This window comes from Marivivens donghaensis, from assembly GCF_011806565.1.
Classification (GTDB): Bacteria; Pseudomonadota; Alphaproteobacteria; order Rhodobacterales; family Rhodobacteraceae; genus Marivivens; species Marivivens donghaensis_A.
Genome location: NZ_JAATOP010000003.1, coordinates 241,381 through 253,577 on the forward strand (window position 1 = coordinate 241,381; position 12,197 = coordinate 253,577).

Consider the following 12,197-nt stretch of genomic DNA (forward strand, 5'->3'; position numbering starts at 1 on the left):
TCAAAGCTTCTGCGCCCGCGCGGACTTGCACTACGAATGGCCGGCTTGCTTACGCTGGCCATTTTGCCTGTAGGGATCATGTCTCTTTTGCAGTCACAACAGATTGCCGAGCAAGCCGCACGCCGTCAGGAAAGCTCCCTTCTCGCACTTACATCCGAAGCTGCCGCATCTGAAGCCCAAGCTATCGCAAACGCGCGTGGTCTTGTGTCCGGCTTGTCCGCTCTGGTTGCAGAAGCGGTCGAAGACCCGCAAGCGCCGCCCAACAGCTGCTCCGAACTGTTCGCACGCATCATCCGCGAAGAGGGCATGTTCTCTTTCGCGGGCTTTATTGATGTGAACGGCACGATCCAATGTGGCTCGTCCGGTGTCGGAACCGACGTTTCCGACGGCCCGTCCTTCGAAGCCATGAGTGCGCGGCCTGTTCCGCAAGTTGTTTCGAACTCACTTGGTCCCATTTCCGGTGAATCGATCATGATTTCCACCGGCCCTGTCGTCCGCGACGGGGAATATATAGGCCATGTCGCGGTTTCGATACCGCACAACAACTTGCGCAACCTGCCGTTCGTTGGCGAAACGCCCCAGCCGCTGGACTTGCTTGTCTTTAACTACGATGGCGAGCTGATCTCTTCGGTAACAGACCGTGACGCCGTCATGGACGAGCTGCCCGTGAACCGCGATCCGGCTCAAATGGCGTCCCGCGTGCAATATGCGCTGACCGATTACGACCGCACCGGCGACCGCCGGATCTTTGCTGTTGTGCCGATCGTACCGGGTGAAGTTTTTGCGATGGGCATATGGCCCGCCGAGCGGTTTACGTGGGATCTCGTATCGCCTTACGTATTCCCGTTCCTGATGCTGCTCGCGGGCTGGATCGGCGCGGTCTTCGCGGTCTGGAAACTGGTGATCCGCCATATCCGCAACTTGCGCCGGAATATGGAGTTCTTCTCCGATCATCGCGAAATCCGTCCGCTGTCGTCCGATGGGCGTCTGTCCATCGAATTCGAGGAAATCGATCAGGCTTGGACTGAACTGGCGCATCGCCTGCTGATGGATGAAGCCGAGCTTGAAGGTATGGTGCGCGAAAAGAACGTGCTTCTGAAAGAAGTGCATCACCGCGTGAAGAATAACCTGCAGCTCATCGCGTCTATCGTGAACATGAAGCTGCGCCGCGCGACCACGGTCGAGGCGCACAACGCGCTGAAAGATGTGCAGGGCAGGGTAATGTCCATCGCGGCTGTTCACCGCGCGCTCTACTCGAATCCGTCGAGTGGTCAGGTTCGTGCGGACGAGCTGCTGAAGAACGTGATCGACGCGACGCTTCAGGCCGTGATGCCGTCTGACTGGAATATCGACATCGAGTCGCACTACGAGCCCGTTGGCCTCTACCCCGATCAGGCTGTGCCGCTTCTGCTGCTTGCTGCGGAGGCTGTGACGAACTCGCTCAAATATATGGGCCGTCTGCCCGACGGCACTGCGCGTTTGTCGATTGATCTGCGCAACCTGCCGGATGGGCTCGCACGTCTGACGGTGTCGAATACCTGCGGTGTGCAGTTGATGCCTGCCGATCAGGTCACTGGATCGGGGCTGGGTAAGTCGCTGATGCAGGGCTTCGCGCTACAGATCGGCGGGGGCTGCCTGATCAAGGAAAGCGAAGTCGGTCACACGTTCTCGGTCGATTTCTCGCCCGCGCCATTCGATGCCGAGCAGCAAGTGCCCGACATCAAGGATCACCACGCTTAATCGGGTTTCTTGCAGCCGAGCAAGTTGAATTCGCGCATCCGCGTCAGGGCGTGCGCAATACCTTCGGCAACACTGCGATGGAACACGGCGCAGCCGCGCAGGCGCTCTTTGGTGTCGGTGCCGTCCTCTTCGAGCTGGTCCACGATAAGCTCGACCTCTTTGGCAGTGTGGTCCATTTCTTCGCTCAGGGTGCCAAGCATCGACTGCAAAGCCGAGTGCGAAATCTCGAAATAGTCCTGACGATCCCCTTCGCGTTCGACCCGCTGGATATTGCCCTGCTGGATCAGATGACGGGTATTGGAGCTGATGCTGCCACGGCTCACGCCAAGTTCGGTCGCGAGCTGGCTAAAGGAATACGGCTGTCCATCGAACAAAAGTAGGCCAATGATACGCCCTGCGATAGGGGTGTGCCCCTTGCGCTCGGCCGATTTAGCCATGAGCTCTATAAAAGAAGCTCGCAAATGTGCTTTATCTTTAGACATCGGACCCCCACGTGTGCAGTGCAACTTAGTTTAGGGCGATTGTTCATTCAAGACTGAACAAAGAGATTGACACTTAGGTCAACCGTCACTAGCTGCGTTCAGTGAGGACTGAACAGTCACGACGGACAGAACCGGAGAAAATTTATGCGACAGACGAATGGATGCCGTGAGGCCGCCAAGGGGATCACGCTCGTGCTCGCCCTTGCTGCACTTCCCATGGCCGCGTTTGCCCAAGAAGAAGAGGCGCATACCGCCGAGCCTAACCGTATTCCCGCAGTGTCGATTGCCACTGCCGAGACATCCCATTTCAAAGAAACAGTTGCTGTGACCGGCACGCTCGTCGCCCGCGAAGAGGTGCAGGTCTATCCGCAGGTCACCGGCTTTACCGTCAACGAACTCGTCGCTGAAACAGGTGACAGCGTTCAGGCGGGGCAGGTGCTGGCCGTGATCGACGACCGGACGCTGGGCTCGAAAGTGACCCAGGCGAACGCCGAACTGGCCCGCGCCAACGCAAGCCTGCGTCAGGCCACCAGCCAAGTCGCGTCGGCAGAGGCGAACCTGCATCAAGCGGAACAGGCGCTCCAGCGGACGCAATCGCTGCGCGATAGCGGCTCGGCCACGCAAGCCTCGCTCGATAACGCGATTGCTGCCGAACAGAGCGCGCGCGCGTCCTATGACGCTGCAAACGACGGTGTCGCCGTGGCAGAGGCCGCGATGGCGCAAGCACAGGCGGCGCTGGATGTGGCGGAGCGTGACTATGAAAACGCCCACGTCACCGCGCCGGTCGCCGGTATCGTGTCCGAGCGCAACGCGGAACTGGGCATGATCGCTTCGGTCGCGGGCAACCCGATGTTCCGCCTGATCCGCGACGGCCAGATCGAACTGCTTGCCGATGTGGTGGAAACCGAGCTGGTGAAGCTGGAGGTCGGCCAGACCGTCCAACTGAACGTTGCCGGTCTGCCAGCGGGCAACGGCACCGTCCGCCTCGTGCCGCCGGTCGTCGATAGCCGCACCCGTCTGGGCGAGGTGCGTATTTCCATCGAAAGCCAAGAGGGCCTGCGCCCCGGTATGTTCGCCAGCGGCACCATCATGGTCACCGAGCGCGACAACCTCGGCGTTCCGTCCACGGCGGTTCTGTCTGCCGAAAACGGCTCCAAGGTGCTGACCGTTGTCGACGGCATCGTGCATGAAGTCGAAGTCACGCCCGGTCGGATCTTTGACGGTCAGCGCGAAATCCTCGACGGGATCGACGCAGGCACCGAAGTCCTCGCCCGCGCCGGTGCGTTCTTTGGCGAAGGCGACGAAGTGCAGCCGCTCAAGGATGCGGCCGAGGTGGAGCATTCGGAATGAACTTCTCCACCCTTTCCATCCGGCATCCGGTTCCGCCGATAGCCCTGTTCGTGATCCTCGTGATCATGGGGCTTGTCAGCTTCTTCCGTCTGCCCGTCACGCAGATGCCGAACGTCGACCTTCCGGTCATCAACATCAGCATCGGCGCGCCGGGTTCGGCGCCGTCAGAAATCTCGTCTCAGGTGATCCAGCCTGTCGAAACCGAAGCGAGTGACATCGCGGGCGTCAGCCACATCGCCGCCACGGCGCGCGAGGGCCTTGCGACTATGACCATCATCTTCGACATGGGCACCAACACCGACCGCGCGCTGAACGACGTCAAAGACGCCGTGACCGCTGCGCGTGGCGATATGCCCGACACGATCAGCGAACCGATTGTCCAGCGTCTGGACTTCACCGGCGAGCCGATCCTGACCTACGCCGTGCTCGACCCGACCAAAACGACCGAGGAGCTTTCGACTTTCGTGGATGACGTTGTCGCCCGCGAGGTTATCAGCGCATCCGGCGTCGGTAGCGTCGAACGTATGGGCGGCGCGGATAGCGAGGTGAACGTCAACCTCGATCCCGACCGTCTGCTTGCGTTCGATCTGTCGGCCAGCAACGTCAGCCAGCAGCTTCTCCAGACTAACCGCGACCAAGGTGGCGGCTCGGGCGATTTGTCGGGTGTCGAATACGCGATCCGCACGCTGGGGTCTGCGCAGTCCATCGAACAACTGGCTCGCACGCCGATCCTGACGCCTGCCGGCGGCACCATTCCGCTGAGCGCGCTCGGCACCGTGGAAAGCGGCGCAGGCGAGGTTGCGACCTTTGCGCTTTATAACAACCAGCCGGTTGTAGCTTTCGGTGTTTACCGTGCGAGCGGTGCGTCCGACCTCGAAGCGGGGGAGAACGCCAAGCACAAGCTTGAAGAGCTGAAAGAGCAGTACCCCAACGTCGAATTCGCGCTCGTGAACGACACGACCGTTTACACCGAGGCGAACTTTGAATCGGCGATGGATACGCTCTACGAAGGTGCGATCCTCGCGATCATCGTGGTATTCCTGTTCCTGCGGGACTGGCGCGCGACCGTCGTCGCATTCGTCGCTCTGCCTCTTTCGGCCATTCCGACGTTCATCGTCATGGACATGCTGGGCTTCTCGCTCAACACGATCAGTCTGCTGGGTATCACGCTCGTCGTCGGTATCCTCGTGGACGACGCGATTGTGGAGATCGAGAATATCGTCCGGCACATACAGCTCGGGGCCAAACCCTATGATGCTGCGGTCGAAGCTGCCGACGAGATCGGTCTGACGGTTATCGCGATCAGCTTTACCATCGTCGCCGTGTTCGCGCCGGTAAGCTTTATGGGCGGTATCGCGGGCGAGTTCTTCAAGCAGTTCGGTCTGACCGTGGCTGTCGCGGTGCTGTTCTCGCTGCTCGTCGCACGTCTGATCACGCCGCTCTTTGCCGCGTACTTCATGAAGTCCGGCAAGGTGCACGCAGAGCCCAAGGACGGCTTCATCATGCGCCGTTACATGGGCGTACTGGCTTGGACCCTGCGCAATCGCGTCATCACGCTGTTCATCGGTCTCGCGATCTTTGCGGGTTCGATCTACTCGGCCACGCTGCTGCCCACGGAATTCATTCCGGCGTCGGATACGGGCCGCTCGATCGTGTCCATCGAACTGCCGCCCGGCTCGACCATCGAAGAGGCCCGCGAGGTTGGCGATATCGCCACCGAGCGCCTGATGCAGATCCCCGAAATGGAGGGCATCTTCGTTGACGGCGCGTCGGCCACGAAAATCTCGCTCCGCGTCGACTATGGCGACAAGGAAGAGCGCGAGCGTGACTTCGTTGCGATCAATGCGGACATCGAGGCGCTGCTCGCCGATATTCCGGACATCCGTTACTATGTGATGGACGAGGACGGCGCGCGCGAGATCGTCATCAACGTGCAGGGCGATACGCAGGAGGCCGCTCAGGAAGCTGCCGTGCTGCTGCTGGCCGAACTGAAAACGCTGCCCGAACTGCGCAACCCTGCAAGCTCTGCGTCGCTGCTGCGTCCCGAAATCCAGATCATTCCCAATCCCGATCTGGCAGCGCAGCTGGGCGTGAATGCCGCGACCCTGTCCTCGGCCATTCGCGTGGCGACCATGGGTGATATCGACGCCAACCTCGCGCAATTCGACGCGGGCGAAGAGTCGATCCCGATCCGTGTGCGTCTGAATGAGGAAACCCGCAACGACGTGTCGCGTCTGATGGCGTTCCGTCTGCCGAATTCCTCGGGCGAGCTGGTGCCGCTGGGCGCTGTGGCCGACGTGCGTCTGTCCTCGGGCAGCAGTGTCATCGAACGCTACGACCAGCGCTACAGCATCGCGATCGAGGCGGACACCGCCGAGGGCGTGGCGCTAGGTGATGCGACTGCCGCCATCCAGGCCGCTGCCGACAGCATCGAGATGCCCGAAGGCGCCAACATCGAGGAATCGGGCGACGCCGAGACCATGAACGATATCTTCTCCAGCTTCGCGCTGGCGATGGGTGCGGGCATCATGCTGGTCTACATCGTGCTGGTTCTGCTGTTCAGCAGCTTCGTGACTCCGCTGACGATCATGATGTCGCTGCCGCTGGCCATCGGCGGTGCGATCTTCGGTCTGTACATCTACGGCTCAGGTATCGGTCTGTCGGTCGTTATCGGCTTCCTCATGCTGATGGGTATCGTGACCAAGAACGCGATCATGCTGGTCGAATTCGCGCTGGAGGCCATCCACAACGGCGCCGACCGCTCGGCTGCGATCATCGATGCGGCGCACAAGCGTGCCCGCCCGATCATCATGACCACCATCGCGATGACGGCGGGCATGATTCCGTCGGCCATGGCGCACTCGACCGGTGGTGAATTCCGCGCGCCGATGGCGATTGCAGTGATCGGCGGCCTGCTGCTGTCGACCGCGCTGTCGCTGCTGTTCGTGCCGTCGCTGTTCAGTGTGATGGAGGGCCTGAAGGATCGCCTGCGCAGGCTGCTCCTTTGGGGCCTTGGCGGCGATCCGTCCAAGGATAGCAAGACCGCTCAAGCACATTAAACAACAAAACGCCCGCTTTTCAGCGGGCGTTTCGACATTTGGGGACATGTCATCCGATGCGTCTCCGCACCGGACAGGCATTGGATATCAGGGGGCGGGGAGGCGTCGCAAGTTGAGGGCTCGGCTGGAAATGGCCGTCCGCAAGATGCTGCTGATCAGAAACAAAAAACACGCCCAGAGGCGTGTCATCGTCACCGTCGAGGGTGATTGGTGGAGCCAAGGGGGATCGAACCCCTGACCTCTTGCATGCCATGCAAGCGCTCTCCCAGCTGAGCTATGGCCCCGTTATCGTTCGCTTTTCCGTCACCGGCGTTACGTCGATGGCGGCTATCTAAAGGTCGGCTCGGGCGGGTGCAAGAGCAAAAACGCCCGAGCCGGAAATTTCTTAGTCGTCGTCGTCTTTGGCAGCAACGTCGCCAAGTTCTTCGAACGAGACGTTATCGTCGTCGCTGTCATCATCGTCGAGCAGGTCGTCGTCGATATCGACATCTTCATCGTCGTCGAGGATCAGATCTTCTTCTTCCTCGTTCGACTTCAGTTTCTTGGTCTGCGCGTCTTCGGCGTCGGCGACCATGGTACGGGTCTTCGACGATTCAACGTTTACGACTTCGCCAGTATAGGGGCTGACGATCGGGTCACGATTCAGGTCGTAAAAACGCTTGCCGGTGGTCGGGCAAACGCGCTTGGTTCCCCATTCTTCCTTGGGCATGGCTATCCCTTCAATATTCACGCTCTTGCGGTGGATCGATGCCACCTGCCATAAGCCGGAACAGGTGTCAAAGCCTTTGGCACCTTAATTGTCAAGAAGGTGCATATGGGACCGCATAGTTTGCCTGGCAACCCTCCGATCGCGATCACCTTGCGTCGTTCGACGCGGGCGCGGCGGATCAGCCTGCGAATTTCGCGGGTCGACGGGCGTGTGACCCTTACCATACCGAAAAAAGTCTCCGAGGCCGAGGGCATGGCCTTTGCCCGCGAGCGTGAAGACTGGCTGCGTGGTCACCTTTCCGAGATGTCGGGCGTCAATCTGGTCGGGATCGGCTCCAAAGTGCCCGTGCGCGGCATTCTGAGAGAGGTCACCGCTGGGCAGGGGCGGAGCGTCGCGATGAACGATTCGCAGCTTCTGGTGCCGGGTGATCCGGCGCGGGCGGGTGTGCGCGTGCAGGCGATGCTCAAGACGATGGCTCGCGATGCACTGGCAGAGGCGTCGGACCGTTATGCTGCCAAGGTCGGGAGGAGCTACAACAAGATCACCCTTCGCGACACGCGCTCCCGCTGGGGGTCGTGCACGTCGCGCAAGGACCTGATGTATTCGTGGCGGCTGATCATGGCGCCGACAGAGGTGCTGGACTACGTTGCCGCCCACGAGGTCGCGCATCTGGTCGAAATGAACCACTCCGACGCGTTCTGGAGCGTGGTCGAAGGCATCTATCCGGACTACCGCAAGGTCCGTCACTGGCTGCGTGTGAACGGGCAGGACCTGCACAGCTATCGCTTCACCGATTGACCTGCGCAGCGTTTGTGATCACAAGAGCCGCATGATCCCGCCCTCACGTCCCGTCGACTCCGCTGCTTCTGCCCATGAACGGGTGTACCGTGCGCTTCGCACGCAGGTCATGCATGGAGAGATCGCGCCAGGTGCCGCGCTGACGCTGCGGGGGATCGGCAAGCAGTTCGACGTGTCCATGACCCCTGCGCGCGAAGCCGTGCGCCGCCTCGTGGCCGAAGGGGCGCTGTTCCTGTCGTCCTCGGGCCGTGTGTCCACGCCGGAACTGACGAACGAGCGGATCGAGGAGCTTGCGAGCATCCGTGCGCTGCTGGAGCCGGAACTGGCGAGCCGTGCCTTGCCGCGCGCGCACTTTGCCCTCATCGAACGTCTGGAGACCATCAACTCCGGCGTCAGCCAGATGGTCGCGCGGCATAGCGCCTCGGGCTACATCCGCATGAACCTCGAATTCCACAGGACGCTCTATTTGCGAGCTCAGGCGCCTGCGATGCTCGCGATGCTTGAGACGGTGTGGTTGCAGCTCGGGCCGACCATGAGCGCTCTCTACGGGCGTCTGAACCGCACAGAGCCGCCGTATCACCACAAGCTGATCCTTGCCGCGCTGAAGGCAGGCGACGAACCGGGCCTGCGCCTTGCCATTCGGACGGACGTGACGCAGGGCCTGCGGATGCTCAAGAACTGATCCTCAGGCGAGGACCATCTCTCCGTTTCCATCGAGAGTGCCGGACAGGCGGCGCAGGATTTCCTTCACCGTCTGTGGGCGCAGGTCGAGCTGGTCGGTCACATCAAGCAGCGTATCGTAGGTTTCTTGCGTGATCGGACCGTAGGCGGCGGCCATGCGGATGGCGGCCTCCATGACCTCTGTACGTTGCTGGAACGACAGGGTGGTGCCGAGGGCGTCGATCATGTCGCGCGCACCGACGGTGCGTTGCAGACCGTCGAGAACGCGGCCGTGCAGCGGGCGCTCACCGAACATCTCGTCCAGCGCGTCACCGATAAAGTCGGCGTCGGCAGGATCGACGTCACCGCGCGCGGTCGCGACGTAGCACATGGCCGTCAGCGCCTCAGTCGTGGTGCGGGACAGTTGATAGTTGACCGAGTTTTCGCGGCGCGGGCGGGACTGCGCGGGGGTAAGACGAAACATCAGCAGGGACAGGAGAATAGCAGCGACAAGGACGCCAAGCGTTGGCGCATCGCTGAACGGCATTGCAGCCGCAGGACCGTGGGATTCCACGGGCAACCAGAGAACTCGTAACATGACACACGCTCACACTGAGCAAAAACAAACTGACTGAAAGCTATCATAAATTAAGGGCCTGTCTCAAAGAATATATCTTTTCACCAAAAGTATTGGGCAGTGATGCGACAGAAACACGACTTGAGCTCGTTCAATTTGGGAAAGCTAAACAACGTTTTATTCGAAATGTCCGATTTCCTCCCCACTTCCCGCCGCGGTTTGCTGCGCGCTCTGGCTGCTGCTCCGGTCGCTGCCGTGTTCCCGATGGCCAGCCGTGCGCAGGACGCCGCCGCCGCCTCCGCCGGTCTAATTTCGTCTTCTGTCTGTCTGTCTGGTGATGCCCGAAACGACCGAGGGGCCGTACTACATCGAGCCCGAACTGGTACGTGCCGATATCACCGAAGAAAAAACCGGTGTGCCGCTCAAGATGCAGATTCAGGTGGTCGATGCGAACTGCACGCCGATCCCCGACGCGCGCGTCGATATCTGGCACTGCGATGCGCAGGGTAACTATTCTGGCTATGCGAACCAAGGTTCCGACGGCACGGTGAACACCGAAGGCGAGACCTTCCTGCGCGGCACGCTGATGGCCGACGAGAGCGGGATTGTCAGCGTCGACACCATCTATCCCGGTTGGTATCGCGGCGCTGGTCATTGGCGTAAACCCCGATGCTGTCAGCAGCGAAGGCGGCATGGGTGCGCCGGGTGGTCAGCCGCCCGAAGGTGGCCCGCAGGGTGGCGGCGAGCCGCCGGCGCAGGGTGGTCCGCTGGGCGGTGACTGGACGCCCGAGGGGCTGGTTCCGGGCACGGACAGCTAAGGGCGGGAGGGGCTCTGCCCCTCTTGGCCTCCGGCCAATTCACCCCGGGATATTTGGGGCACAAAGGCAAAGAGAAAGGGCGGCCACTCGGGCCGCCCTTTGTTTTTCACGTGGGAGCGATCAGCTGTGGATCGCGCCGTCGCCGCAGGCGAGCGCTGCTTCGCGGACCGCCTCGGAGAAGGTCGGGTGCGCGTGGCAGGTGCGTGCGAGGTCTTCGGCCGCAGCGCCGAATTCCATGGCGACGCAAACTTCGTGGATCAGGTCGCCAGCTGCCGGACCGATGATGTGACAGCCGAGGATGCGGTCGGTTTCTTTGTCCGCGAGGATTTTGACGAAACCGTCGCCCATGAAGACAGCCTTGGCGCGGCCATTGCCCATGAAGGAGAACTTGCCGACCTTGTAGGGGCGACCTTCTTCCTTGAGCTGCTCTTCGGTCTTGCCGACCGAGGCAACCTCGGGAGCGGTGTAGATGACGCCCGGGATGACTTCGTAGTTCACGTGGCCCGCTTGACCGGCGATGATTTCTGCAACGGCCATTCCCTCGTCTTCGGCTTTGTGGGCCAGCATCGGGCCAGCGATCGCGTCACCGATGGCGTAGACGCCTTTGACGTTTGTTGCGTAGTGGCTGTCGGTCTTGATCTGGCCGCGCTCGGTCAGTTCGACGCCGATGGTGTCGAGGCCGAGACCGGTGGTGTAGGGGCGGCGGCCGGTGGCGACCAGGACGACTTCGGCGTCGATCGAAGCTTCGCTATCGTCCTTGCGCAGCTTGTAGGTGACGGTGTTCTTGCCGTCGCCTTTGGTCACGCCCTGAACGGCGGCGCCCATGACGAAGTTCAGGCCCTGCTTTTTCAGCATCTTCTGGAAGGTCTTCTGGACCTCGCCGTCCATGCCGGGGGTAATGACGTCGAGGAATTCGACGACGGTCACGTCGGTGCCGAGGCGTTTGTAGACCGAACCGAGTTCAAGGCCGATGACGCCTGCGCCGATGACGACCATCGATTCCGGCACTTTGTTCAGCGCGAGGGCGCCGGTCGAGGTGACGATGGTTTCTTCGTCAATGTCGATGCCGGGCAGGGCGGAAGGCTCTGAGCCCGAGGCGATGATGATGTTCTTGGCTTCATGGACGTCGTCGCCGACCTTGACCTTCCCCGCTTCGGGGATGGAGGCCCAGCCTTTGATCCAGTCGACCTTGTTCTTCTTGAACAGGAATTCGATGCCCTTGGTGTTGCCGTCGATGACGCCCTGCTTGTAGTCGAGCATCTTGGCCCACTCGACGTCGGGCTTGGCGACGTTCAGACCCATCTTGGCAAAGTTCTCTTCGGCTTCGTGCAGCGAGTGGGACGCGTGCAGGAGGGCCTTGGACGGGATACAGCCGACGTTGAGGCAGGTGCCGCCGAGCGCGTCACGGCCTTCGACGACTGCGGTTTTGAGACCAAGCTGGGCGCAGCGGATGGCGCAGACATAGCCGCCGGGGCCGGCACCGATTACGATCACGTCATAGGACGACATATGTACACTCCTTTGTCAGGTCGGAGGCGCGCGGCCCCCGTAGAATTTGATCAGGCGACGAAGCTCGACGCAATCATCACCATTGTCGCAAGAAAGCCGACCAGCCAGATGTAGGAGCGCCACGGGCGCCATCCGAAATAGTAGGCCGGAATATAGAGAACGCGGGCGGCGAGGTAGACCCACGCGCAGGCCGCGGAGAGACCGGTGGATTTGTCGCCGAGCGTGACGACGACCACGGCGATCGTGAAGAGGATGAGCGCTTCGAAGTGGTTGTTCAGAGCGCGGAAGAGGCGGCCTGTCTTGACGCTGACCATCTGTTCGAGCGGCTGGCCGAGCCGCTGCGGATCGCGTGGGCTGGTGGTGACCTTGGGGCCGAGCTCGATATTCGCGGGGACCGACATCAGGACGAACTGGAGGCCCTGAAGAAGTCCGGCGAGTGCAAGGACGGTAAGTTCTGGCGTCATCATTTGACAGTGTCCGTCTGTGTGGAAAGAG

General features: G+C 61.3%; 11 protein-coding genes and 1 tRNA gene. 6 read left to right on the forward strand and 6 right to left on the reverse strand.

The genetic code is table 11. From position 1 onward, the window contains the following. Positions 1-36: 36 nt before the first annotated feature. A complete protein-coding gene (locus HCZ30_RS06515) occupies positions 37-1,740 on the forward strand; it encodes a sensor histidine kinase (protein ID WP_167637472.1) in 1,704 nt (567 codons plus the stop codon). Here HCZ30_RS06515 and HCZ30_RS06520 read toward each other — a convergent pair. After that, a complete protein-coding gene (locus HCZ30_RS06520; RefSeq protein ID WP_167637473.1) occupies positions 1,737-2,177 on the reverse strand; it encodes a GbsR/MarR family transcriptional regulator in 441 nt (146 codons plus the stop codon). The two genes, HCZ30_RS06515 and HCZ30_RS06520, sit on opposite strands and share 4 nt — an antisense overlap. A gap of 189 nt (positions 2,178-2,366) precedes the next feature. Between HCZ30_RS06520 and HCZ30_RS06525 the strand changes: the two genes are divergently transcribed. Both HCZ30_RS06525 and HCZ30_RS06530 read left to right on the forward strand, forming a co-directional pair. Beyond that, the gene (locus HCZ30_RS06525; protein WP_167637474.1) at positions 2,367-3,572 is read left to right on the forward strand and encodes an efflux RND transporter periplasmic adaptor subunit; all 1,206 of its coding nucleotides are present in this window, start codon (positions 2,367-2,369) and stop codon (positions 3,570-3,572) included. Further along, positions 3,569-6,631, forward strand: coding sequence for an efflux RND transporter permease subunit (locus HCZ30_RS06530; protein WP_167637475.1), 3,063 nt, complete (start codon positions 3,569-3,571; stop codon positions 6,629-6,631). Before HCZ30_RS06525 ends, HCZ30_RS06530 begins: the two co-directional genes overlap by 4 nt. A 208-nt stretch (positions 6,632-6,839) precedes the next feature. Here HCZ30_RS06530 and HCZ30_RS06535 read toward each other — a convergent pair. After that, positions 6,840-6,915, reverse strand: a tRNA-Ala gene (locus HCZ30_RS06535). A gap of 101 nt (positions 6,916-7,016) precedes the next feature. After that, positions 7,017-7,340: a TIGR02300 family protein gene (locus tag HCZ30_RS06540; RefSeq protein WP_167637476.1), complete on the reverse strand. Its 324-nt coding sequence runs from the start codon at positions 7,338-7,340 to the stop codon at positions 7,017-7,019. Positions 7,341-7,445: 105 nt separating this feature from the next. Between HCZ30_RS06540 and HCZ30_RS06545 the strand changes: the two genes are divergently transcribed. Further along, positions 7,446-8,138, forward strand: coding sequence for a M48 family metallopeptidase (locus HCZ30_RS06545; protein WP_167637477.1), 693 nt, complete (start codon positions 7,446-7,448; stop codon positions 8,136-8,138). 31 nt (positions 8,139-8,169) lie between these two features. Further along, positions 8,170-8,820, forward strand: coding sequence for a GntR family transcriptional regulator (locus tag HCZ30_RS06550; RefSeq protein ID WP_167637478.1), 651 nt, complete (start codon positions 8,170-8,172; stop codon positions 8,818-8,820). Between the two features lie 3 nt (positions 8,821-8,823). Here the strand turns inward: HCZ30_RS06550 and HCZ30_RS06555 are convergent, their stop codons facing one another. Beyond that, positions 8,824-9,396 (reverse strand): TerB family tellurite resistance protein, encoded by a 573-nt coding sequence (locus tag HCZ30_RS06555; RefSeq protein WP_167637479.1) that lies wholly within the window; start codon positions 9,394-9,396, stop codon positions 8,824-8,826. 316 nt (positions 9,397-9,712) lie between these two features. Between HCZ30_RS06555 and HCZ30_RS06560 the strand changes: the two genes are divergently transcribed. Then, positions 9,713-10,153 (forward strand): hypothetical protein, encoded by a 441-nt coding sequence (locus tag HCZ30_RS06560; RefSeq protein ID WP_246212638.1) that lies wholly within the window; start codon positions 9,713-9,715, stop codon positions 10,151-10,153. A gap of 160 nt (positions 10,154-10,313) precedes the next feature. On the opposite strand, the gene lpdA is transcribed toward HCZ30_RS06560, so the two are convergent. Both lpdA and HCZ30_RS06570 read right to left on the reverse strand, forming a co-directional pair. After that, on the reverse strand, positions 10,314-11,702 hold the full coding sequence (lpdA, locus tag HCZ30_RS06565) for a dihydrolipoyl dehydrogenase (RefSeq protein WP_167637480.1): 1,389 nt from the start codon (positions 11,700-11,702) through the stop codon (positions 10,314-10,316). A 50-nt stretch (positions 11,703-11,752) separates the two neighbouring features. Further along, entirely contained in the window at positions 11,753-12,166 is a 414-nt protein-coding gene (locus HCZ30_RS06570; RefSeq protein WP_167637547.1) for an MAPEG family protein, read from the reverse strand. Positions 12,167-12,197 lie beyond the last annotated feature (31 nt).

Excerpts from the sequence above, each read along its gene's own strand:
- HCZ30_RS06555 (WP_167637479.1), bottom strand. The coding sequence starts at position 9,396 with ATGTTACGAGTTCTCTGGTTGCCCGTGGAATCCCACGGTCCTGCGGCT.
- HCZ30_RS06545 (WP_167637477.1), top strand. The coding sequence starts at position 7,446 with ATGGGACCGCATAGTTTGCCTGGCAACCCTCCGATCGCGATCACCTTG.
- HCZ30_RS06560 (WP_246212638.1), top strand. The coding sequence starts at position 9,713 with ATGCCCGAAACGACCGAGGGGCCGTACTACATCGAGCCCGAACTGGTA.
- HCZ30_RS06530 (WP_167637475.1), top strand. The coding sequence starts at position 3,569 with ATGAACTTCTCCACCCTTTCCATCCGGCATCCGGTTCCGCCGATAGCC.
- HCZ30_RS06550 (WP_167637478.1), top strand. The coding sequence starts at position 8,170 with ATGATCCCGCCCTCACGTCCCGTCGACTCCGCTGCTTCTGCCCATGAA.
- HCZ30_RS06515 (WP_167637472.1), top strand. The coding sequence starts at position 37 with ATGGCCGGCTTGCTTACGCTGGCCATTTTGCCTGTAGGGATCATGTCT.
- lpdA (WP_167637480.1), bottom strand. The coding sequence starts at position 11,702 with ATGTCGTCCTATGACGTGATCGTAATCGGTGCCGGCCCCGGCGGCTAT.
- HCZ30_RS06570 (WP_167637547.1), bottom strand. The coding sequence starts at position 12,166 with ATGACGCCAGAACTTACCGTCCTTGCACTCGCCGGACTTCTTCAGGGC.
- HCZ30_RS06540 (WP_167637476.1), bottom strand. The coding sequence starts at position 7,340 with ATGCCCAAGGAAGAATGGGGAACCAAGCGCGTTTGCCCGACCACCGGC.
- HCZ30_RS06520 (WP_167637473.1), bottom strand. The coding sequence starts at position 2,177 with ATGGCTAAATCGGCCGAGCGCAAGGGGCACACCCCTATCGCAGGGCGT.
- HCZ30_RS06525 (WP_167637474.1), top strand. The coding sequence starts at position 2,367 with ATGCGACAGACGAATGGATGCCGTGAGGCCGCCAAGGGGATCACGCTC.